21 protein-coding genes are annotated in these 21,574 nt (G+C 58.3%); 16 read left to right on the forward strand and 5 right to left on the reverse strand.

Annotation, left to right across the window (positions count from 1 at the left end):
• Window positions 1–348 precede the first annotated feature (348 nt).
• Window positions 349–1,206: a transposase gene (locus tag H7B67_RS19495; protein ID WP_185121527.1), complete on the reverse strand. Its 858-nt coding sequence runs from the start codon at window positions 1,204–1,206 to the stop codon at window positions 349–351.
• Between the two features lie 595 nt (window positions 1,207–1,801).
• On the opposite strand from H7B67_RS19495, the gene spoIIGA reads away from it, so the two are divergent.
• The 16 genes from spoIIGA to H7B67_RS19575 all read left to right on the forward strand — a co-directional run bounded on the left by spoIIGA (window position 1,802) and on the right by H7B67_RS19575 (window position 16,097).
• A complete protein-coding gene (spoIIGA, locus tag H7B67_RS19500; RefSeq protein WP_185121528.1) occupies window positions 1,802–2,761 on the forward strand; it encodes a sigma-E processing peptidase SpoIIGA in 960 nt (319 codons plus the stop codon).
• Window positions 2,762–2,776: 15 nt separating this feature from the next.
• Window positions 2,777–3,499, forward strand: a complete 723-nt coding sequence (sigE, locus tag H7B67_RS19505; protein WP_185121529.1) for an RNA polymerase sporulation sigma factor SigE — start codon at window positions 2,777–2,779, stop codon at window positions 3,497–3,499.
• 63 nt (window positions 3,500–3,562) lie between these two features.
• The gene (gene sigG, locus H7B67_RS19510) at window positions 3,563–4,345 is read left to right on the forward strand and encodes an RNA polymerase sporulation sigma factor SigG (protein WP_185121530.1); all 783 of its coding nucleotides are present in this window, start codon (window positions 3,563–3,565) and stop codon (window positions 4,343–4,345) included.
• Between the two features lie 151 nt (window positions 4,346–4,496).
• Window positions 4,497–4,772, forward strand: a complete 276-nt coding sequence (locus H7B67_RS19515; RefSeq protein WP_185121531.1) for a YlmC/YmxH family sporulation protein — start codon at window positions 4,497–4,499, stop codon at window positions 4,770–4,772.
• Window positions 4,773–4,840: 68 nt separating this feature from the next.
• Window positions 4,841–5,710, forward strand: a complete 870-nt coding sequence (gene pgeF / locus H7B67_RS19520) for a peptidoglycan editing factor PgeF (protein WP_185121532.1) — start codon at window positions 4,841–4,843, stop codon at window positions 5,708–5,710.
• Between the two features lie 8 nt (window positions 5,711–5,718).
• The gene (locus H7B67_RS19525) at window positions 5,719–6,411 is read left to right on the forward strand and encodes a YggS family pyridoxal phosphate-dependent enzyme (RefSeq protein WP_185121533.1); all 693 of its coding nucleotides are present in this window, start codon (window positions 5,719–5,721) and stop codon (window positions 6,409–6,411) included.
• A gap of 53 nt (window positions 6,412–6,464) precedes the next feature.
• Complete coding sequence (locus tag H7B67_RS19530) at window positions 6,465–6,917, forward strand: cell division protein SepF (protein ID WP_185121534.1); 453 nt, start codon at window positions 6,465–6,467, stop codon at window positions 6,915–6,917.
• Window positions 6,918–6,924: 7 nt separating this feature from the next.
• Window positions 6,925–7,191, forward strand: coding sequence for a YggT family protein (locus H7B67_RS19535; protein ID WP_185121535.1), 267 nt, complete (start codon window positions 6,925–6,927; stop codon window positions 7,189–7,191).
• Window positions 7,192–7,229: 38 nt separating this feature from the next.
• Window positions 7,230–8,015 carry a YlmH family RNA-binding protein gene (locus H7B67_RS19540; RefSeq protein WP_185121536.1) on the forward strand — a complete coding sequence of 262 codons (786 nt, stop codon included), beginning with the start codon at window positions 7,230–7,232 and terminating at the stop codon, window positions 8,013–8,015.
• A 96-nt stretch (window positions 8,016–8,111) separates the two neighbouring features.
• A complete protein-coding gene (locus tag H7B67_RS19545) occupies window positions 8,112–8,600 on the forward strand; it encodes a DivIVA domain-containing protein (protein WP_185121537.1) in 489 nt (162 codons plus the stop codon).
• 137 nt (window positions 8,601–8,737) lie between these two features.
• On the forward strand, window positions 8,738–8,899 hold the full coding sequence (locus H7B67_RS19550) for a hypothetical protein (protein ID WP_185121538.1): 162 nt from the start codon (window positions 8,738–8,740) through the stop codon (window positions 8,897–8,899).
• A gap of 1 nt (window position 8,900) precedes the next feature.
• Entirely contained in the window at window positions 8,901–10,715 is a 1,815-nt protein-coding gene (locus H7B67_RS19555; protein WP_185121539.1) for a sensor histidine kinase, read from the forward strand.
• Complete coding sequence (locus H7B67_RS19560) at window positions 10,716–12,362, forward strand: response regulator (protein ID WP_185121540.1); 1,647 nt, start codon at window positions 10,716–10,718, stop codon at window positions 12,360–12,362. It abuts the gene before it with no gap.
• Window positions 12,363–12,591: 229 nt separating this feature from the next.
• Window positions 12,592–13,542 carry an ABC transporter permease gene (locus H7B67_RS19565; protein WP_185121541.1) on the forward strand — a complete coding sequence of 317 codons (951 nt, stop codon included), beginning with the start codon at window positions 12,592–12,594 and terminating at the stop codon, window positions 13,540–13,542.
• Window positions 13,543–13,560: 18 nt separating this feature from the next.
• Window positions 13,561–14,496 carry a carbohydrate ABC transporter permease gene (locus H7B67_RS19570; protein WP_185121542.1) on the forward strand — a complete coding sequence of 312 codons (936 nt, stop codon included), beginning with the start codon at window positions 13,561–13,563 and terminating at the stop codon, window positions 14,494–14,496.
• A 125-nt stretch (window positions 14,497–14,621) separates the two neighbouring features.
• Window positions 14,622–16,097 carry an extracellular solute-binding protein gene (locus H7B67_RS19575; RefSeq protein ID WP_185121543.1) on the forward strand — a complete coding sequence of 492 codons (1,476 nt, stop codon included), beginning with the start codon at window positions 14,622–14,624 and terminating at the stop codon, window positions 16,095–16,097.
• Window positions 16,098–16,468: 371 nt separating this feature from the next.
• On the opposite strand, the gene H7B67_RS19580 is transcribed toward H7B67_RS19575, so the two are convergent.
• From H7B67_RS19580 to H7B67_RS19595, 4 genes are read right to left on the reverse strand one after another with little or no spacing between them, the layout of a single operon-like run.
• Window positions 16,469–17,530, reverse strand: a complete 1,062-nt coding sequence (locus H7B67_RS19580) for a Gfo/Idh/MocA family protein (protein WP_185121544.1) — start codon at window positions 17,528–17,530, stop codon at window positions 16,469–16,471.
• Window positions 17,531–17,565: 35 nt separating this feature from the next.
• Complete coding sequence (locus H7B67_RS19585; RefSeq protein ID WP_185121545.1) at window positions 17,566–19,140, reverse strand: FAD-dependent oxidoreductase; 1,575 nt, start codon at window positions 19,138–19,140, stop codon at window positions 17,566–17,568.
• A 14-nt stretch (window positions 19,141–19,154) separates the two neighbouring features.
• Window positions 19,155–19,979 carry a sugar phosphate isomerase/epimerase family protein gene (locus H7B67_RS19590; RefSeq protein WP_185121546.1) on the reverse strand — a complete coding sequence of 275 codons (825 nt, stop codon included), beginning with the start codon at window positions 19,977–19,979 and terminating at the stop codon, window positions 19,155–19,157.
• Between the two features lie 46 nt (window positions 19,980–20,025).
• Entirely contained in the window at window positions 20,026–21,108 is a 1,083-nt protein-coding gene (locus tag H7B67_RS19595; RefSeq protein ID WP_185121547.1) for a hypothetical protein, read from the reverse strand.
• Between the last annotated feature and the right edge of the window lie 466 nt (window positions 21,109–21,574).

Genomic DNA, 21,574 nt, shown 5'->3' on the forward strand with positions numbered 1-21,574 from the left:
TAATACCATTTCCCTCGCTACTCCAGCTCCCTGCAGGCCTCTTACAACCATGTCCCCCTCGTCATCACTTATGCCTCCTCTCCCATTCGCTCAGGAAGAATACATCTCTGTGCTAGAGTGCGTTTTCGAACAATGGACTCCTCGAATAATGGACGCTACGTACAATTGGCTCTTGTTTTGTCTAGCTAGGAGCTTATTCGACGAATGGACTTAGGTATTGTTAAGCGATGAGTTTGTTCGACGAGTGGGCTTTTGTTTTTTCCGGCTAGGAGCTTATTCGACGAATGGACTCATTTTTGATTAGCTTTGAGCTTATTCAAAGCGGCTCGCGATCAGTCATCTGCCTTATTATGCAGCCTGGAGGTTACGGGAGTATGCGATACAAGTTTGAGAGAGGCGTTGCATGGCATCGGATGTGCCTGCGGCGGCGTTCCACCTGAAGGTGATTTCCGCCAAATACTTGGAAAGCGATCGCGATCGAATACCATGATAAGTATCGTGGAGCTGTTTGAAGCATGATTTTACGAGAGAGCTCAAGGTTTTGCAGTGGCGCTTGGTGAGAAGAAGACTGCGATAAACGGTTGGGTTGGGTCGGGACAAGGACTCGGACTCAAAGAAACGGTCCTTGACCGAATCGATTCCCATAGGCGTGATAATGCTTCCATGCATATGATCTCGAGGAATGGCCATCATCGCAAGACGAATGGGGTTTCCCGCCTCATCGATAGAAGCGCCTACAGCGATAGGGTGGAGATTCTCGGGCAAGCTGAAGATCGTCTTGTAGAAGCTTCCAAAGATCGCTAGCCCTGCTTGAGCCTCTCCCGATAGCTTGTCCGGAGTTGCGAGGCTAAGGCTCTGTCGAATTTTATCCAGCATGGAATAGGCCGTTTTGTAGGTTATGTGCAGCAGCTTGCTTAACTGGACGGCATTGACCCGGGCTTGGGGGTCGCTAAGAAGCTTTAAGGTAAACAGCCACTTGGATAAGGGAGTGCGAGTTCCTTCCATAGCGGTGCCTGAAGTAACGGAGGCTTGGTAGCGACAGCGGGTGCATTCATATAGAGGCAGTCTTCTGGAGTTGATGACGTAGCATTCATGGTGACCGCATGACGGGCAACGATACCCTTCGGGCCAACGGCACTGATAGAAGTAGTTAAGGCAAGCCTCTTCTCCGCCGAATTCAAGCAAGAATACATCGTAAGCATCCATTATCTTAATCACCCCAAAAGGGAACATTTGTTCTTATTTCATAATAACATTTTCGATTCAAAAATACAATCTTTTTCCAAAAAAAATGACGAGTTGGGAGCTCCTGAGCAGGCGGGAGAGGAGAAATAGGTTTATAGAAAAAGGAGGACTGAAATTAAGGGGGATGCCGGGAAAGAGGGATTCTGAGCGAAGGGGAGAGGCGAGATAAGCTAAGAGAAAGATGAGGTGTTGAATTAAGGGAAGTGGCGGGAATTGAGGTTTCTGAGCGAAGGGGAGAGGCGAAATAGGCTTAGAGAAAGAGGAGGAGTTGAATTAAGGCGAGGTGGTGGGGAATGAGGTTTCTGAGCGAAGGGGAGAGGCGAAATAAGCAGAAAAAAGAGGATGTTTCATTGAGAGCAAGCAGAGAGAAGGCCCTAAGAGAATGGGATTAGCGTCATAGGAAGGGGCGGGCGTCGTTCTTTGTACTCCGACAAAAAAACAAAGGTCAGGACGCCAGGAATAGACAGACACCGAATAACAAACGGATTATACTGGGTTCATCCATCCCGGCCTTGACCGTTGGCGGTTCCGGGGCGATAAAGGATGGCGATCCCATGTGACTGTATACGTAGATTTGGTTTTCCTTACGAATCTAGCCGTGGACGGGACGGTTCTTCTATTGACGGCGAAAGTGAGAAAGCTTCGGCCGAAACGCCGGAGAGTGGCTCTGTCATCGGGGCTCGGAGCGGCTTACGCGGCTCTGATGTTCCTTGTGAGCGTGCCCTACTTGTATTCGTTCGCCGGCAAACTGCTCGTATCCCTTCTCATGCTCCTGTGCGCTTTCGGGTATGGTGGCCTTCTGCGATTCGTGAGAATTTTCGTCGCCTTCTATGTCGTGAACTTCGCGACGCTCGGCGGCGTTATCGGTACATCTTTTTTGTTGACCCAATCGGGGAGTCCGTGGGAGGCCATCACCATTACGGAGGAAGGCGGACTGCTGCTAAGCTGGCAGCTCCAGCTCGGATTGTTCGCTGCGGCTTTCGCTTTGTCGGTATGGATGTTCCGCGGCGCATCGGCAACGACCGAGCATCAGCAGCGGCTTGAGGCCTTGCTGGTAGACGTTGCCGTAACCGTGGATGGAGAGAATTGGAGTTGCCGCGGCTTGGTGGATACCGGCAATAGGCTCTATGACCCCTTGACGAGAATACCCGTCATGATGATGGAGGCTTCCATCTGGAAGGATAAGCTTCCTTCCGGATGGGCGAATCGCCTGCAAAACGAGCCGGCGGACCGTTTATTGTCGGAATTGGACAGCTTGGGCGAAGACGGCTTTGCCTGGGGGGAGCGGCTACGGCTAATTCCCTATCGCAGCTTGAACGGGGTTACTCGCCTGCTGTTGGCGATTAAACCGGATTCTGTCTCTATCGCTAACGGTTCAGAAGAACGAATCTATCGACGGGTATTGATCGGTATGGATGGAGGCTCTATCTCGCCGGATGGAACCTATCGCGCTATCGTGCATCCTGACCTGGGAATGACGGACAGCTCTCCGTCGGTCCCGTCCCAACCCGCGTGACAGGAGGCTGACCAAATGTTCGTGAAATTGAAGCTGATGTCCCAATTGACGTTCTATCGCCTGTTATTCCGGTTCGGATGGAAGAGCGAAGAGGTCTATTACATCGGAGGAAGCGAAGCGCTGCCTCCGCCGCTCACGAGAGAGGAAGAGGAATATTTGCTGGAGCGGCTCCCGTCGGGAGATTCCGCCATCCGGGCGATGCTGATCGAGCGCAACCTAAGGCTGGTCGTGTACATCGCCCGCAAGTTCGAGAACACCGGCATTCATATCGAGGATCTGGTTTCGATCGGAGCGATCGGGCTGATCAAGGCCGTAAACACGTTCGATCCGGAGAAAAAAATCAAGCTGGCCACCTACGCCTCCCGATGCATCGAGAACGAAATTCTTATGTATCTCCGCCGCAATAGCAAAACCCGCACGGAGGTGTCGTTCGACGAGCCGCTCAACATCGATTGGGACGGCAACGAGCTGCTTCTCTCGGATGTTCTGGGAACGGAGAACGACACCATCTACCGCAACATCGAGGAGCAAGTAGACCGCAAGCTGCTTCACAAAGCGCTGGATAAATTGAGCGAGCGCGAACGAACGATCATGGAGCTAAGGTTCGGGCTCGCGGACGGCGAAGAGAAAACCCAGAAGGACGTTGCCGACCTGCTCGGAATTTCGCAATCCTATATCTCCAGGCTGGAGAAACGAATCATCAAACGCCTTCGCAAGGAATTCAACAAAATGGTGTGACCGAATAAAAACGCCTGCCGCGGAGATACTTTACAGTAACGCTGCTCCCCGGGAGGAATCGCCTTGACCCGCAACAAAGTGGAGATTTGTGGAGTGGACACCTCCAAGCTGCCTGTACTTACAAACGCCGAAATGAGGGAGTTGTTTCTCGCTCTGCAGACCCGTGGAGAACTGGAAGCCCGGGAGAAATTGGTCAACGGCAATTTGAGACTCGTGCTAAGCGTCATCCAACGATTCAACAATCGCGGAGAATTCGTCGACGATCTGTTCCAAGTCGGCTGCATCGGCCTGATGAAAGCCATCGACAACTTCGATCTAAGCCAAAACGTTCGGTTCTCGACGTATGCGGTGCCGATGATCATCGGGGAAATTCGTCGCTACTTGCGCGACAACAATCCGATTCGAGTGTCTCGAAGCTTGAGGGACATCGCCTACAAAGCGTTGCAAGTCCGAGACCAGCTGACCAATCAGCATTCGCGGGAGCCGACCATTCTCGAGATCTCCGAAGTTCTGAACGTTCCCAAAGAGGACATCGTGTTCGCCTTGGACGCGATCCAGGATCCGGTCTCGCTGTTCGAGCCGATCTATCATGACGGCGGCGATCCGATCTTCGTCATGGATCAAATCAGCGACGAACGAAACAAGGATATTCAATGGATCGAAGAGATCGCTCTGCGCGAAGCGATGAGAAAGCTCAACGAACGGGAAAAAATGATCCTGTCGATGAGATTCTTCGAGGGCAAGACGCAGATGGAGGTCGCGGACGAAATCGGCATCTCGCAGGCGCAGGTATCCCGATTAGAGAAATCGGCGATCCAACAGATGCAAAAGCACGTCAAAACGTAACCGAGCGAATACGGGCGAGGCTAAAGCGGCGCGAAGAGCTGCTTAGCCTCGTTTCTTATTTAACCGTACATTTTCGGGACTAGGCACATATAATGAAATATGCGGACGTTAGTCCAAAGACGGGGCCGGCTGGGGAAGGCGGGGGACGCTCATGAAAATATCCGATTTCCAGACGAAGGACGTCATTAATATCGTGGACGGCAAAAAGCTGGGCCAAGTGAGCGATCTAGAGCTTGATCTGCGCCAGGGAAGAATCGATTCGATCGTCGTTCCGACGGTCAGCCGCTTCTTCGGGATGTTCGGCGGCGGGAACGACGTCGTGATTCCCTGGCGCAACATCGTGAAGATCGGAGCGGACGTCGTGCTCGTTCGGCTGGACGACGCGAAGGCGTACAAGGCGGAGGAGGTGGAAGGAATCGGACGGTAGCGTTCGATTCCTTTCTTTTCGCATCGGCGTACGCTATGATACACTTGGTGTCTGGGAGGTGGAACTGTATGGAATCGTTCAAGAATGCGGAACCGTTCGTGCTGACGGGGAATGCGCAAGCTTCCGCAGGTCTGCTTCGTCTTGAGACTTGGGAGAAGTTCGAAGGATTGACGGCCGGATTCTCGACCCGGAATGGCGGAGTCAGCGCTCCTCCCCGCCATACGTTGAATACGGCGCTGCATGTAGGGGACGCTCCGGCGGATGTCGTAGCCAACCGCAGGAGAGTAGCCGAGGAGCTGGGCTGGGACTTTGAGGCGTGGACCTGCGCCGAGCAAGTCCATGGCAGCCGCGTTCATGCCGTTACGTCCGCCGATGCCGGCCGAGGGAGGCTGGATCGGGAATCGGCGATACCCGATGCGGATGCGCTTATTGCGAACGAGCCGGGCATCCTGCTCGTGATGTATTTTGCGGACTGCGTTCCGCTTTATTTCTTCGATCCGGACACGAACGCGATCGGGCTTGCCCATGCGGGTTGGAAAGGGACCGTCGCCAATGTCGCGGCCGCCACGGTCGACGAAATGCGAAAGCGCTACGGGACAAAGCCGGAGAGGCTTCTGGGCGCCGTCGGGCCTTCCATCGGGGCCTGCTGCTACGAGGTGGACGAGGCCGTGCTGAAGCATGTCGGACCGCTTGCGGCAGAGCTCGACGCGCATCTCCAAGAGGATGCTCAACCTTTGGTTACGAATGCCAAAGAAGGGCGAGCGCAGCTAAACTTGAAAGAATTTAACCGACACCTTATGATAAAAGCAGGAATTTTGCCGAGTCGCATCGAAATGACAACATGGTGCACAGGCTGCCGCACCGATCTTTTCTTCTCGCATCGCCAGGAGAACGGGGCGACCGGCCGCATGATGAGCTGGCTCGGGATGAAGAGGTGAAGGGCATTATGGCATTGGCAGACCGCATGGCGGAAGTGGAACGCCGTATCGCGAACGCTTGCGAGAGAAGCGGAAGGGCAAGGGAAGACGTCAACGTCGTTGCCGTCACGAAGTATGTATCCGCCGCAGCCGCCCAGAATGCCGTCGACCACGGAATCGCCCATCTCGGGGAGAATCGCTGGCCGGCATCGGAGGAGAAGTGGAACCTTCTGCAAGGACAAGCGGTCTTCCACTTTATCGGGTCGCTTCAAACGAAGAAAGTCAAGGATGTCGTCGGACGTTTCGATTACATACATTCGTTGGATCGCCTGTCGCTCGCCGAGGAGATCCACAAGAGAGCGTCCGCGCTCGGCATCGTCGTCCCCTGCTTCGTTCAGGTGAACGTATCCGGAGAGGAATCCAAGCATGGCCTTCGCCCGGAGGAGGTGCCCGCGTTCGCGGAAGCGATTCGCGAGCTGCGCCGCGTTCGTCCGATCGGGCTTATGACGATGGCGCCGCTGGAGCTGGAGGCCGAGCAGACGAGGCCGGTATTCCGCGCGCTTCGATTGCTGAGGGACGAGCTTAACGAACGCAAGGCGTTCGCGGAGCCGCTTGCCGAGCTGTCGATGGGAATGTCCGGGGACTTCGAGGTTGCCATTGAAGAGGGAGCAACTTGGGTTCGTCTGGGAACCGTATTGGTAGGCAAAGAAGAGGAAGCCTGATTCTAGATCGCCTAGGAGTCGATCCGGATCGGCCATCAAAGGAGGTACCGATTATGAGCGTAATGAACAAATTTCTGAACTACCTGGGACTTCAGGAAGAGGAAGCTCCGGCCGATCGCGACGAGAAATACGGTGTCGAGGACGAGCAAGAAGTTGAAACCACTCCGTTCGAAACCCGTAAACATTCGAGTAAGAACAATGTTGTCAGTATTCATTCCCAGAAGAACGCTCGCGTCGTGCTGACCGAACCGCGCACCTATGACGAGGCGCAGGAAATCGCCGATAATTTGAAGTCCCGAAAATCCGTCGTCGTGAATCTGCAGCGCGTCCGCAGAGAGCAGGCGGTTCGCATCGTCGATTTCTTAAGCGGTACTGTCTATGCTCTAGGTGGGCATATTTCCAAGCTGGGCCCGAATATCTTCCTTTGCACGCCGGATTCGGTGGAGATCACGGGCACCATTTCGGAGATGTTGGGAGAGGAAGCCGACTATTCCAAAATGAGGTGACCTCGAATTGAACGAAGTGTTTAACATCATCGACCTTCTTTACCAAATTTACTTCTACATGATTTTGATTTACGTGCTCATGTCTTGGGTGCCGGCCGTGAAGGACAGCTTCGTCGGCGAATTGCTGGGCAAGATCGTCGAGCCTTATCTCTCGATCTTCCGTCGGTTTATTCCGCCGATCGGAGGCATTCTGGACATCTCGCCGATCATCGCCCTGATTGCTTTGCAATTCCTGGTCAGCGGGCTTAAAACCGTGCTCGACGTGTTTATTTAACCGCGTCTCGCGCACGAAACGAAAGGGAACGATTAAGCATGCCGCATGCTGAAATATACGAACATTTCCATCCCGATGAGAAAGCGTTCGTAGATCGCGCCTGGGAGTGGGTCGAGCGGGCCGCCGAACTTCATCAAGTTCGGCGAACCGATTTTCTCGACCCGCGCCAGGCGCATATTTTATTTACTCTGGCCAATCGGCACCCGGACGCCGCGATCCGCCTCGACGGCGGCTACGAAGCCGCGGAGCGCCGAAGGGCCATCGTGGCGCCGGATTACCGGCCGGTAGAAGAGGAGCCGATCGGCATTCGGGTGCTGGACATCTCGTCCGAGGATCGCCGCATCAAAGAGCTCGACCACGGGGATTACCTCGGAGCTCTTATCGGCTTGGGAATGAAGCGGGACAAGATCGGGGACATCCATCCTCGGGAAGACGGCTGTCACGTGCTGATCGCGGAAGAGATCGGCGATTTTCTGACTTCGCATCTACGGCAGGTTCACCGAGCCGAAGTCCGCGCTTCGGTCGTCGAACTGGATCGGTTGAAGGTCGTGACTCCCGAACTGGAAGAGATGGCGATCTCGGTCGCCTCCCTTCGTCTGGACGGCGTGGCAAGCGACGCTTTCCGGTTGAGCCGGGCCAAGATCGTCGATCCCATCCGCGCCGGCCGCTGCCGGGTCAACTGGAAGCCGGTGGAGGATCCGTCGGCTCCGCTTCGCGAAGGGGATATCGTCTCGATGAAGGGATTCGGCCGCTTCAAGGTTCTCGCCGTCGAAGGACAATCCAAGAGCGGAAGATTTCGGGTGAGAATAGGGAAATTTGTGTAATCAGGTCCGTAGCCGGGAGGAATTTGACATCTTCCGTCGAATTAGTCGATTAAAGCGAAGGAATACATACGGACATTGAGCACAGGAGGTACGCTAATGCCACTTACTCCATTAGACATTCATAACAAGGAATTCGGCAAGCGTCTGAGAGGATACGATGAAGACGAAGTTAATGAATTCCTAGATCAGATCATCAAGGATTACGAGCTGCTTATCCGCGAGAACAAGGAGCTTCAGAACCAGCTCGGCACTCTTCAAGAGAAGCTGGGGCACTTCGCCAATATCGAAGAGACGCTCAGCAAGACGATCATCGTCGCCCAAGAGGCGGCGGACGAGCTGAAGAACAACGCCAAGAAGGAAGCCCAGCTGATCGTGAAGGAAGCGGAGAAGAATGCCGATCGAATCATCAACGATTCGCTCGTGAAGTCCCGCAAGATCGCGATGGAAGCCGAGGAGCTCAAGAAGCAGGCCGCGATCTATCGCGCAAGATTCCGCGCTCTCATCGAGTCGCAGATGGAGCTGCTCAGCCAAGACGGCTGGGAGTCGCTCGAAGGCAGCGAGCCTCGAATTCGGGAGATCGAATAAAGCGATCCGTCGCCAAGGACGAGCTTGTCGACATAGACTTACCGCACTACTTTGATAAAGAGCCGCCCGCAGGCATCGTACCGGGGCGGCTCTTTGCCATCTTCAGCCTTGAACGCTTGGGAAAGGATGAATGCCGGATGCAAAGGAAGCGTATGCGAAGTCTTTGGATCATTCCGTTCTCGGGCGTTCTGCTGTTGAGCGCGTGCAGCGGCGCGAAGAACGCATCCGATTCGGAAGCAAGTTCTTTAGGCGGCAGTCCGGCCGTGTCGGTCGTCTTATACGGCATCTGGGGGAACTGACATGAGAATCGGACCGATCGCCGTGCGCCGCATGTTCTCGCAAAATATCCAGTTCCGCCTTACGTGCTACTTCCTCATTCTGCTTCTTCCGCTCGCGGCCGCCGGCATGTACGCGGTGGAACAGTCCAAAAGCATCCTGTACGACCAGGCGGTCGAACGATCGCAGCTGGCGCTCTCTTCCACGATGGATAGCTTGGATTTAACACTCCTGAACGTGGAGCAATTGTCGACGATCATCGCCACCGACAAGACGGTCATCGAGCTGCTCGAGAGCACCGGGGAAAAAACGACTCCGGCATCGATCCTCGGATTCGCGCAAATTCTTAAGCAATTATCCAACATCAAGCTCAGCAATCAGTTCGTTCAGAAAATATCGGTCTATCACGAGGCGTCCAATACGATGCTGACGACGGGGTACGGAGCCAGGCAGCCCGACGCGGAGGAGAGGAAGTGGCTGACGGACACGCTGAGTCGCATCGGCTCGGGCATCCTGTACGAATCGGGCCGCATCGGAACGAGGGGAACCGAATCGGGCGGCCAATCGATCCGGAACGACAGCCTGTCGCTCGTCCGCTCGATGGATCTATACAATCAGCGCAGGCAGCCCAACGCGCTTATCATCTCGCTCGATCAGTCGGAGCTGCGCGCGACGCTGAAGTCGCTGCTGCCGTCGGCGAACGCGTACGTGTCGCTGTACGGGCAGGACGGGGGGCTGATCGTCGGCGAAGGCAGCGGCGAGACGGCGCGGGCCGCCGCGCTAGGCGGCTCGAAGCTGCTCACCGTCACGATCCGCTCCAATTATTCGAACTGGCAGATGACGATCGCGCAGCCGAAGAGCGAGGTGTTTCGGCGGACCGAATCGTTCCAATGGTACTTATATTTGATCGCCGGCCTTAGCATTTTGCTGGCGTTTATCATCTCCTGGACGGTGTACAAGGGAATCGCCGCCCCGGTAAAGAAGCTTATGAAGGGGATGAAGCTGGTCGGCGCCGGCAAGCTCGACGTGAGAATCGACTACAAGCGGGCGGACGAGCTCGGCTTCCTGACCGAGACCTTCAACCAGATGACGCTTAACCAGAAGCGCCTGATCGAGGACCACTACGAGCAGCAGCTGCATTTGGCCCAGACCGAGCTTAAGTTTCTGCAGTCGCAGATCAATCCTCATTTTCTGTACAACACGCTCGATTCGATCTACTGGACGTCCAAAAATTACGAGGCGGACGAGATCGGGGAAATGGTGCTGAACCTGTCGAAGTTCTTCCGGCTGAGCCTCAACAAAGGCAAGGACGTGATCACCGTAAGGGAGAGCATCGAGCATCTGAATTATTACGTGCGCATTCAACAGCTGAAGTCGCTGGACAGCTTCGAGGTCGAATACCGCATCGAGCCGGACGCGGCGGAGGTGCCGGTGCTGAAGCTGCTGCTTCAACCTCTGGTGGAGAACGCGATCCTGCACGGCTTGGAAGGCTGCAGCGAAGGCGGAAGGCTCGCGATCGGCGGGCGAGCGGACGGCGAATTCCTGGAGCTGTCGGTCTCCGACAACGGCAAGGGGATGCCTCCGGAGCGGATCGCTTACGTGCAGTCCGAGCTGAAGGAGCTGCGCCGCCGCCATATCCGGCTGCTGTCGCTCCATTCGGAGGAGACGAACGACCTGTTCGGCCTGCGCAACGTGATGACGCGGGTCCGTCTCTGCTACGGCGAAGCTGCCGATCTGACCATCGACAGCCGGGAAGGCGAAGGAACGAAGGCCGTCCTGCGGCTGCCGCTGGCGCGCTGCCGCGGAGAGATCTCAATCCGGAGAGAGGAGGAAGCGTAGATGAATCTGATGATCGTGGAGGACGAAGCCCGGCTGCGGCAGTCGCTCGCCGGAGGCATTCCGTGGGAGGAGCACGGCATCGAGGTCGTGGCGCTGGCGGCGAACGGGAACGAGGCGCTGCGGCTGTTCGAGCAGAAGAAGCCGGACATTATCCTGCTCGACGTTCAGATGCCGGAGATGGACGGATTGACGCTCGCCCGATTGATGAAGGAGAAGGATGCCTTCCTGAAAACGATTATTCTAAGCGGGCACGACAACTTCTCGTACGCGCAGCAGGCGATGGAAGCGGGGGTGACGCAGTACTTGCTGAAGCCAGCCGGAGAGCGCGACATCCTGGAAGCGGTTCTCGTAGCGGGACGGCAGCTTCGCGAGCAGTTGGACCGCCGCTACAACGAGGAGCTGTTGCGGCAGAAGTGGAACGATCATCTTCCCCAGCTTCAGACGGCCTTCCTCGAGCGGCTGCTGCGCGGCGCGTTTCCTCCCGGAGAAGCCTCGCGCCTAGGCGCCGAGTATGGCATCAGGCTCCCGGAGGACGCGCGGTACGCGGTCGCCGTCGTCGACGCGGAGCCGGCGCCGGCGCCGACGCCGACGGGCTCCGATACCGACGACAACCTTGACCCGCGGCGCGTTCGCTCGTCCGATCTCGCGCGTATGCGCTTCTCCGTCTACCTGATGGCGCAGACGCTGCTGGCCGAGGAGGATTGCTGGCTTTGCCTGGAAGGGCAAGGCTATCTGGCGGCGATCTTCGCCCTCCCCTCGGATAAGGATGCGAAGCAGGCGCTGCTCGGGCCTCAGGCGCTGGTCGATAAGCTGCTCATCCGGGCGCGGGAGGGGCTCGGCATCGTCTGCAGCGCGGGGATCGGCGGCTCCGCCGGAACGCTGAGCGAGCTTAACCGGCTGTACGCCGAAGCCTGCCTCGCCCTGCAGGACCGCATCGTGTACGGGCCGGGCATCGCCATCCCGTACCGGGAGCCGGAGGCGCCCGGTGCGCCCGCTGCCGCTTCCCCTCCGATAGGCGGGGAGCAGGAGAAGGCGCTCGAGATCGCGCTCGAGCTGGGAGATGCCGAAGCGGCGAGCCGCGCGCTGGACGAGATGTGGAGAAGCGGCCTGGCGGAGGCCGACACGGCCGACGAAGTGATGGAAGGCTTTCTCCGCATCGGCATCCTGCTTGTCCGCTTCGTGCAGAAGCAGGGGCTGTCGGTGAAGGAAGTGCTGAGGGAGCACCTCGGCACGTTCCTGAATCCCCAGCAATTGACGAGCCGCGAGCAGCTTCGCGCCTGGCTGGAGAGCGGCGCGTCCGAAATCGCAGCCTATCAGGCCCGTCGCCGCAAGTCGAGTCGCCATCAGTTCGTCGAAACGCTGATCGCCATCGCCCAGGAGGAGATCGACCAGGACGTCACGCTCCATACGGCCGCGGAACGGCTGTACGTGAACCCTTCTTATTTGAGCCGCTTGTTCAAGCAAGAGATGGGGCAGACGTTCTCGGCGTACGTGCTCGAGCAGAAGATGGAGAAGGCCAAAGCCGCGTTGTCCGACGGAGCCAAGGTGTACGACGCCGCGAGAATGGTCGGTTACCGCGACGTCAGTTATTTCACGAAGGTATTCCGCAAATACTGGGGCGTCACGCCGGGCGGAATGAAGCAGTAAACGGAACAAGGATGGACAGAGCTCGGCCCGGGACCGCGAATGATGCGGTTCCGGGCTATTTGGGTTTCGGGGGCTCCCGGAGCCGACCGCCCCCGCTTTCGGCCATGGCCCATGCATTCCAACATCAAATTACCAAAAACGGTCATGAGCCTCCTCTACTAAGCAAGCGCTTGCGCCTCTACACTTAAGCTACGGCAACGATCACAAATCAGCCAGAGGAGGGAGAAGCATGACGGACGGAAACCCGAACGCGGCTATCGCGCCGCGGCCGAACCGACGATCGGTCTGGAATAAAATCCGCGCCGACCGGGAGCTCTATTTGCTCCTCCTGCCGGGGTTAGCCGCGCTGCTGCTGTTCAAGTACACGCCGATGTACGGCATTCTGATCGCCTTCAAGGATTACAACATTTTCGACGGGATGGGGGGCAGCCCCTGGGTCGGAATGGACAACTTCCGCAAGCTGTTCGAGTCCGAGGACTTCCTGCTCGTGCTCCGCAACACGATCGAAATCAGCCTTCTTAAGCTCGTTTTCCTTTTTCCGCTGCCGATTATCGCCGCCATCCTGCTTAACGAATTAAGGCTGATGGCCTTCCGAAGAACGGTCCAGACGGTCATCTACCTTCCCCATTTTCTATCCTGGATCATCATCAGCGGCCTGTTCATCGACCTCCTGTCGATCAACGGGGGACTGGTGAACAAGCTGCTGGGCCAGTTCGGCATCGAGCCGATTCCCTTCTTCCTAAGCAACGATTACTTCCGCGGCGTGCTCGTCACGACGGCCGGCTGGAAGGAGACGGGCTGGAGCACGATCGTCTATCTCGCCGCTTTCTCCACCATCGACCCCGGCTTGTACGAAGCGGCGCGCATGGACGGGGCCGGGCGCTGGAAGCAGATCCGGCACATCACGCTGCCGGGCATCTCCCCGATCATCGTGCTGATGCTGATTCTGAGGCTGGGCAGCCTGTTTACCGCCGACACGGAGCAGATCCTGGCCATGTACAACTCCACCGTCTACAAGTCTTCGGACATCATCGGCACCTACGTGTACCGGATGGGTCTGGGCAAGCAGGAGTACAGCTTCACGACGGCCGTCGGCCTGTTCGAATCCGTCATCGGGTTCATCCTGATCGTTTCGGGCAACTACTTGAGCCGCAAATATTTGCGCCGGGGCATCTGGTGAGGAAGGGGGCGATCCGGGATGAATAGCTTGACGACTCAAACGCCGGTACCCCCGAGAAGGAAGCGCCGGAGCAAAGGCATTCGCCGTTCGTGGCCGGAAAAGCTGTTCGATGTTTGCAACTACGCGCTGTTCGCGCTGATCGGATTGTCGACGCTGCTTCCGTTCGTCAATCTGCTTGCCAAGTCGCTCAGCAGCGAGGAGGCGGTGTTCGCCGGACGGGTCGGCTTGCTTCCGATCGATCTGCAATTCGGTACCTACCGCTACGTGCTGGAGGACGAAGCGTTCATGGGAGCGCTGCGGGTCTCGGTGCTGCTGACCGTTCTGGGGACGGCTTGCAGCCTGCTGGTGACGACGCTGACCGCCTATCCGCTGTCCAAGCCTCGTCTCGTCGGCCGCAAGTGGCTGCTGCTGCTCTTCATTTTCACGATGCTGTTCGGCGGCGGCTTGATTCCGACGTATCTGCTCATGCACAATCTACACCTCGTCAATACGCTATCCGTGCTGTTCCTGCCTTCGATGGTCAACGTTTTCAACATGCTGGTGATCAAAAATTACTTCGAGGGGCTTCCCGACAGCCTGGAGGAATCGGCCAAGCTGGACGGAGCCGGTCATATCCGGATCCTGCTGTTCATCTACCTGCCGCTGTCGCTTCCGGTGCTGGCGACCATCGCGCTGTTCTTCGCGGTCGCCTTCTGGAACGATTACTTCAACGCGATGATCTACATCTCCAATCCGAGCTTGAAGCCGCTTCAGCTGTTCCTGAAGGAGCTTCTGGTCTCCTCCAGCGACTTCCTCCGCAACGCGACCATGAACCCCGATCAGGCGCTGAACACGGCTCCGCAGTCGATCCAGGCGGCTTCGATCATTCTCGCGACCGTTCCGATCCTGGTGGTGTATCCGTTCCTGCAAAAATATTTCGTCAAAGGCGTGCTCGTCGGGTCGGTTAAAGAATAGGGGGGTGTTCGGAAAATGTTCCGTTGACGATATTGGGAGGTGATGCGGGCGCAAACGGCAAGGCGATCCGGCAACAGGGCTAGTCGCGACAGGCGGTCCAATCCATGAAAACGGAGGTTATAAGCATGTTTAGAAAAATAGCGGCACTTTCTTTGGCAGGCGCATTGACTCTCTCGCTGGCGGCCTGCGGCGGCAATTCCGGGAACGAGTCGGGCTCGGATTCCGATAAGCCCGAGCTGAAGATGCTCATGCAATACGGCCGCTTCGAGCCGAACGACGATTACGCGGCGAAGGCGATCTCGCGGCTGACCGGCTACCCGGTCAAGTACGACATGCTGCCCGCCGAGGAAGCGGACCAGAAGCTTAACCTGCTTGTCGCCAACAAGGAGCCTTACGACCTGATGAAGCTCAGCGCCCCGCAATTCTACAGCCTGGCCAGCTCCGGGGCGCTCGAGCCGCTCGACGATCTGCTCGGCAAGGTCGGCCCCAACATCAAGAAGTCGATCCAAGACGCCTCGTGGGAAAGCGCCAAGATGGACGGCCATATCTACGGCATCCCCGAGACGGGATCGGGAATCGCGGTCAGCGAGGAGCTGGCCGTGCGGCAGGACTGGCTGGACGAATTGAACCTTCAGATGCCGACCAATCCCGACGAGCTGTACACGGTTCTCAAAACGATCAAGGAGAAGAAAAACGTCATTCCATTGACCGCGAGCAAGGACGCGGTGAGCTCGCTGCTCGGCGACATCGCGGCGGCGTTCGGCGTGACGACCGACTGGGTCGACCAGAACGGAACTCTCGTCCATCAAGTCGAGACGCCTCAGATGAAGGAATATTTGGCCTATATGAATAAGCTGTATACGGAAGGGCTGTTGGATGCGGAGCTGCCTCTGAACACGTCCTCGAAAATGATGGAGAAGTTCGCCAACGGGCAAGCGGCGATGTTCAAGATCGCCTGGTACAACGCGCCGAGCGCGATCAACTCGCTCGCAAAGAACGATCCGAACGCGAAGGTGTCGCTCGTGCCGTTCCTGAAGGGCGAGGGCGGCAAAGCGACCGTCTTCGCGGCCAGCGGGACCACTTGGTACGCGGTCGTCCCGAAATACTCGAAGCATAAGGAAGACGCCGTGAAGCTGCTCGACGCCAAGCTGTCGCCGGATATTTTCAAGGAGCTGGCGATCGGCCAGGAGGGCGTTCACCACGAGGTGAAGGACGGCAAGTATTATCCGATTCTGCCGAAGTTCAACGACGACTTGAACAACGCCAGCTCCTACATGACCGGCGTCGACGAAACCAACTACCCGACGTATTGGCAGGCGCGCGTGCGCAAGGACCCGACGCTGCAATCGTACTTCGAGCAGATGCAGGCGAACGCCGAGGGCTTGATCGTGACCGATCCGATCGCGCTCGCGCCGCCGATCCCTCAGGTCGCCGAGAACAAGCTGAACCTGCTGCAGCTTCAGCTGGACGAGATGCTGAACTTCATTACCGGAACGGAGCCTCTGTCCGCCTACGACAGCTTCGTGGCCAAGTGGAAGGAGCAAGGCGGCGCGGAGATGACCGAAGGAACGAACGAGTGGTATAAGAATTCCAAATCCTAAATAGAAAACGGGCGAGGTAGACGAGATAGGCGAGAGTATAAAAGGGACAGGAGCGAGGCCGCCCCCGAACGAGGAATAACGTTCGGGGGCGGTTTTGTTCGCTAATGGGTACAGGCAACTCTGTCCATTGACTCGCCCGCGGCTATTCCGCCTCTCCCCTACGCTCAGGTTACTTTTTCGCGCTTGCCCTGGGGCCACGTATCGCGGATTTTTAACGGAAATGGATTCCGTTAGCAAACCAAAAACCCAGCATCCTCGACTAGAGGCGCTGGGTTATTTGATACTCCGAGCCCCTTTGCAGGAGCTGGAGCGCGCTGGAGTTGGGCTAGAGTGGTGCTAGAGGAAGGGCGATTACCTGTATTCGGAACGGATCAGTCGAACACGATCTCCTTGCCCTGCCGGCCCGACTCGTAAATGCCGCATAAAATTTTCATCATCTCGACGCCGTCCTCGACCGGGCTGAGCGTCTCTTTGCCGCCTTGGCAGACGGCGATGAAGTGATCGATCTCCGCTTGGAAGCCGGAGGCGAAGTCGAACGTCAAATGGTTGATTTGGGGGACGGCGTTCAGCATCGTGTCGTGCTTCTCCAACACGAAAGTGAGCTTCGGCTCCACTTCGACGCCGCCCCTCGTGCCGTACAGCTTGACGGTCAGCTCGTCTTCCTTCGCGTGCAAGGAGAAGCTCACGTCGACGAGCAGCGAGGCTCCGTTCTCGAACCGGATCATCGCGTTCGCGAGATCTTCGACGGTGTTATGGTCCGGGCTGTAGTCCGCGGCCTTGTAGCTGGCGAAGTTGCGGATGTTGGCGCGGTTGCCGAGCTTATGGTACGCATTGCCGCTGACCGACCGTACCTTCGGACGGCCCATCAGGTACCAACACAGGTCGATGACGTGCACGCCGACGTCGATCAACGGACCGCCGCCCGAGCGCTCGACGTCTCCGAACCAGCCTCCGGGATTGCCGACGCGGCGGATGCACGAGGTTTTGGCGAAGTAGATATCGCCCAGCTCACCGCTCTCCAGGAACGAGCGGACGATGCCCGTGTTCGAGCCGTAGCGGCGGACGAAGCCGACCTGGAGCTGCTTGCCCGAGCGGCGGACGGCGGCTTCGATCTCTAGCGCTTCCTCGACCGTCTTGCAGAGCGGCTTCTCCACGAGCACGTGCTTGCCGGCTTCGAGCGCCGCGATGCTGAAGAGGGCGTGGGTGTTGTTCCAGGTGCATACGCTGATCGCGTGCACGTCGGGGTTGCTCAGCAGCTCCCGGTAGTCGGTGTAGACGTTCGGGACCCCGTACTTCTCCGCTTTGGCCCGCGCGCGCTCTTCGTTCAGGTCGCATACGGCGACGATGCTCGCTTCGGGGTTGTTCTGATACGCTTTCAAATGCATCTCGGAGATCGTCCCGAGCCCGATGATGCCGATGCCGATTTTACTCATTTTCGACTCGCTCCTTTAACGGATTCTCTCAGGCGTTACATGGCGCGCAGCGTCGGCCAGCGCAGTTCGACGCCGGCGGAGGCAAGCGACCGTTGGAAGGAGGCCAGCTCCTCCTGCATCGCGCGGACGGCGCTCGGGCTTAAGGAGCGCTCCAGGCAGTAAGCCGCGCACGAGCCGGCGGCTTCGCCGACGTTCCATTCCACCGGATGAAGCCGGTAGCAGCCATTGGTGATATGGGTGGTGCCGATGTTCTTGCCCGCGGCGAGCAGGTTGCCGATTCTCTTCGGGATCAGCGCCCCGAGCGGAATCTCGAAGGGGAGCGCGGCGATGTCGATGTAGGGTCGCCCTTCCGTGCTCGGATGAAGGTCGATCCGGTAACAGCCGATCCCGACGCTGTCGGCGAACGCCTCCGCCTTGCCGTCCGGCCGGCATTCCGGCGACACATGCTGCTCCAGCGCCGTGAATTCCGCTTGGATGCGTCTCGACTCGCGGATGTAAGGGTACATCGCCAGCCCGTCTTCGGTGCCGACGATGTCGGGCCGAAGGCGCAGCCCGGGATAGCCCGACTTCCCGTCCGGACGAGGGGCTTCCGTCTGCAGCCAGTACAGCAGCGACAGGCTGAGCTGTTTCGCGCCGCGAAGGTGCTTCCGGCGCTCTTCCTCGGGCACGTCGATGATCGGGCCGAGCCAATAATCGTTTTGCGGCCAATTGACGAGAGTGATATCGCCGCGGTACAGGCCGTTCGCGAAGCGGTCCCGCGCCGCGATTTGCCGATATTTGAAGAGCGGAAGCGAGGCGCCTCCGGGAAAAAGATCGTAGCGGATCGGCTCCATCGTGGCCGGTTTGACGCCGGTCATGCTCAGCAACCGTCCCGGCCAGAAATCGGGCGCGTATTCCCGCCAGAACGAATAGTCCTCGGGCCTGTCGATGACATGGTTCTCGCCCTCCAGGTACTCCATTGCGAAGCAGTAGGTGAATCCCTGCATATCCTGCGGCCGCGCCTCGCCGTCTACGGCATGAGGCTCGCCCGTCTGGGCTCTCGACTCGGCGCCCGTCACGTATTCCGCTCCCGCCAGCGGCAGCAGGTCGCCGCATTCGGTCGCATCGAGGAAGTAGGCGCCCGTCAGATGCGCGACGTCTCCGCTGTCCGAGCTGCGGACGTCGACGGAGACGATGGCGTCTCCGTCCGTCTCCGCGCGGATCGGCGCGTGGCGCAAGAGCACCGTCAGCCGGCCGCTGCTTACATAAGGCGCAAGCATCTGCTCGATGACCGCGAGCGCGACGCGCGGTTCGTGGCACAGGCGGCTGACGAAGCCGCCGCCCGGGTTGAGTTCTCTCGCCGCGCGAGCCTCCGCCGTAAGCGGATAATGGTCCCGGTAATATTGCCGCACTCCGTCGCGGAACCGGCGATAGCTTGCCGTGCAGCCGAACGATTCGATCCACGGGTGCTCATCCGGCGGTACGGCCTGGCTCGTCAGCTGTCCGCCGAGCCAGGAGGTCTCCTCCGTCAGGATAACGGTTCGGCCCGCGCGGGCGGCGGCCAGCGCCGCGGCGCAGCCGCCCGTTCCGCCGCCGATGACGACGATGTCGGCTGCCAATTCACGTCCCATGCGAGAGCCTCCGTTCAGTTGGGGATAAGGGTCTGAAAGTAAGCATTGCTAGCCCGGATGCCCTCGGCTTCGTCTCCGGTTCCTTCGTATTCCAGCACGAATTCGCCGCCGTACCCGCTGGCTATAAGCCGTTCGACGATCGTATCCAATCGCACAAGCCCCTTGCCGGCCTCGACCCCTTCGAATTTGGCGCCGGCGAGCGAGACGTATCTGCCCTCGGGGTCTTCCGCGAAGTCCTTCACGTGAACGTGGCCGACTTGGGGGAGCAGGACGTCAAGCGCGCGGAGCGGGTCTTCGTCCACCAGCAGGAAATTGCCCGTGTCGAAGGTGGACTTTAAGGCCGGGGATCCTACGCGTTCCAGAATATGGCGAACCTGTTCGCCCGTCCCGGCCAGCTTGCCGTGATTCTCGAGGCAGAGCGTCATCCCTTGAGCGGCCGCCGCGGCCGACGCCTCGCGCAGTCCCTCGATGATGAACCCGAGCGCCGAATCGAACGTGAAGCCCTCGGCCAGATTGCCCGAGAACACGCGAATCGTCCGGGTTCCGAGCGTAAGGGCGACCGGAATCGCGTCCGTGATTTGGCGCAGCGCGGCTTCCCGTTCCGCCGGATCGCCATGGACGAAATCGTTCGCGACCGCATAGCTGACTACCCGAATCCCGCTCGTCCGGGCGAATTCGACGACCTGCGGCAGCTCCGCGCCGATGTCGCGCCAGAACACGTTCAGCAGCTCGACTCGGTCGATTCCCTCTCTTCGGCAGTGCTCGAGAAAGTCCAGCGCCGTCCACCCTTCCTTGCGAACGGTCCGGTGCATGCTCCACATGCTTAATGCGAGTTTCATGGTTTTGCCTCCCTAGCCCATTTGTATGCTTTGGAAAAGCGCTTTTTTATCCGTTCCTCGGCTCGTTGGTAAAGTAGAGGTTCTGCGCTCCGGCCGAACCGCCGACGAGACTCGTCTGCACCTTGATTTCTCGCTCTCCCGCGCCCAGCGTAAAAGTCTTGAAATTCCAAGCATTCACGTACGACAGCCAGCCGGAATTCAGAATCTCGTTTTTCCATTGAAGCGTATAGTTTCCGGAGCCGCCCGGCGGGTTCAAATACATCTTGATCGTCTTCGGACCGCCGTCGTCGTTGATATAATCGAACGTCCAATGATAGAGCACGCCATAATTGCCGTTGTTGATCACTTCCTTGCCGTCGACCGCGTTCCATCCCTTCTCATACTCTCCCGGCATATCGTCCTTCCACTTGCCGGAAGCCGCCGAATCGATCGGCAGATACGCATTCCCCATCGAGGTATGGTACGTCAGCGTCCCGATCCGGTCGAAGTGCGGGAACGTGCCGCGGACCTGCGGGCCTCTTGCCGGCAGCACCGGAGCTTCTTCCGGATGGTCGGGCTTCGTTTCGTAATTCAGGACCGTCACCTGAACCTCGGCGGGGGAATTCCCTCTTTGCGTTCGGGCTTCGAATTGCGCCAGGCCGCTAGTCGTCTGGCCCGCACCGGTGGGGGCGTCGAGAAAATAGCTTTCTCCGGGAGCCAGGAGGGCGAGCGACTTCGTCCTGCCGTAAGTCTTCAAGAACTCGGCCAAGCTCAGCTGCCCCGCTTCGGTCACGTAAAGGCTTGTCGATACTCCTTGCCCTTTGGAGAAGAGCTTGACGGTCTCCTGGGAAGTGTTCGTGACGGCCACCGCCACCGTCGCTTCGCTATCCCCTTGATTCTGATGGTGCCAGAACACGCGGAACTCTCCCTCGGCCGAGTCGCGATAGAACGCGCCCGGCCGGGTGAACGGCTCGGGGTCGTCGCTGAAAATCAACTTGCCGCCGACGGGAGTGAGAACGGGTTTGTCCATGCTTAGCGCGGGCTTCAAAGTCGCGACCGGCACGAGGTCCCCTTCGGCGCCCGTATGGGCCGCGAATGTCATAATTCCGAATAGAGCGCCGACGGTCGTTAACGTTTTGAGCTTGGCCATGTCATCTTCCTCCTTATCAGATAGGTAGTATCGTACGATCAAGTCCAGTGTAGAGAAGAGACTCGCCGGGGAGTAGGGGACGCCGATGACCATTTGTGGTAGTTTGATGCTCTAATCTCTCGCGGAATTTGTAAAATAGAATTGACAAACGAGGTATTTATCTTTATAAAGAAGGGAAGAACAATAGGATCAACGTCATTGACGGGAACAAGTGCCCCATGAGCGGAGCCCAGAGAGCTGGCGGCCGGTGCGAGCCAGCGCGAAGCGAAGGCGGCATATCCTCCCCGAGACGACTCGCCGAACGGGCTGCGCGAGCTAGCCTGCTAAGCGAGTACGGATTCCCCTCCGTTAACGGGGCCGCGCGGCCGGTTGTGCTGCGCTCTCAAGTGCCGAAGCGCTCCTCCTATGGGTGGAACGGTCGGAACAAGGGTGGTACCGCGAGCGAACCTCGTCCCTTTGCCAGGGG

This window comes from Cohnella thailandensis (assembly GCF_014212135.1).
Taxonomy (GTDB): domain Bacteria; phylum Bacillota; class Bacilli; order Paenibacillales; family Paenibacillaceae; genus Cohnella; species Cohnella thailandensis.

What these genes read in the sequence shown, in the direction of transcription:
- H7B67_RS19575 (WP_185121543.1), top strand. Translation starts at nt 14,622, where the DNA reads ATGTTTAGAAAAATAGCGGCACTTTCTTTGGCAGGCGCATTGACTCTC.
- H7B67_RS19560 (WP_185121540.1), top strand. Translation starts at nt 10,716, where the DNA reads ATGAATCTGATGATCGTGGAGGACGAAGCCCGGCTGCGGCAGTCGCTC.
- H7B67_RS19525 (WP_185121533.1), top strand. Translation starts at nt 5,719, where the DNA reads ATGGCATTGGCAGACCGCATGGCGGAAGTGGAACGCCGTATCGCGAAC.
- H7B67_RS19590 (WP_185121546.1), bottom strand. Translation starts at nt 19,979, where the DNA reads ATGAAACTCGCATTAAGCATGTGGAGCATGCACCGGACCGTTCGCAAG.
- H7B67_RS19495 (WP_185121527.1), bottom strand. Translation starts at nt 1,206, where the DNA reads ATGGATGCTTACGATGTATTCTTGCTTGAATTCGGCGGAGAAGAGGCT.
- H7B67_RS19515 (WP_185121531.1), top strand. Translation starts at nt 4,497, where the DNA reads ATGAAAATATCCGATTTCCAGACGAAGGACGTCATTAATATCGTGGAC.
- H7B67_RS19580 (WP_185121544.1), bottom strand. Translation starts at nt 17,530, where the DNA reads ATGAGTAAAATCGGCATCGGCATCATCGGGCTCGGGACGATCTCCGAG.
- H7B67_RS19595 (WP_185121547.1), bottom strand. Translation starts at nt 21,108, where the DNA reads ATGGCCAAGCTCAAAACGTTAACGACCGTCGGCGCTCTATTCGGAATT.
- pgeF (WP_185121532.1), top strand. Translation starts at nt 4,841, where the DNA reads ATGGAATCGTTCAAGAATGCGGAACCGTTCGTGCTGACGGGGAATGCG.
- H7B67_RS19545 (WP_185121537.1), top strand. Translation starts at nt 8,112, where the DNA reads ATGCCACTTACTCCATTAGACATTCATAACAAGGAATTCGGCAAGCGT.
- H7B67_RS19570 (WP_185121542.1), top strand. Translation starts at nt 13,561, where the DNA reads ATGAATAGCTTGACGACTCAAACGCCGGTACCCCCGAGAAGGAAGCGC.
- H7B67_RS19550 (WP_185121538.1), top strand. Translation starts at nt 8,738, where the DNA reads ATGCAAAGGAAGCGTATGCGAAGTCTTTGGATCATTCCGTTCTCGGGC.
- H7B67_RS19540 (WP_185121536.1), top strand. Translation starts at nt 7,230, where the DNA reads ATGCCGCATGCTGAAATATACGAACATTTCCATCCCGATGAGAAAGCG.
- H7B67_RS19530 (WP_185121534.1), top strand. Translation starts at nt 6,465, where the DNA reads ATGAGCGTAATGAACAAATTTCTGAACTACCTGGGACTTCAGGAAGAG.
- H7B67_RS19585 (WP_185121545.1), bottom strand. Translation starts at nt 19,140, where the DNA reads ATGGGACGTGAATTGGCAGCCGACATCGTCGTCATCGGCGGCGGAACG.
- sigE (WP_185121529.1), top strand. Translation starts at nt 2,777, where the DNA reads ATGTTCGTGAAATTGAAGCTGATGTCCCAATTGACGTTCTATCGCCTG.
- H7B67_RS19565 (WP_185121541.1), top strand. Translation starts at nt 12,592, where the DNA reads ATGACGGACGGAAACCCGAACGCGGCTATCGCGCCGCGGCCGAACCGA.
- H7B67_RS19555 (WP_185121539.1), top strand. Translation starts at nt 8,901, where the DNA reads ATGAGAATCGGACCGATCGCCGTGCGCCGCATGTTCTCGCAAAATATC.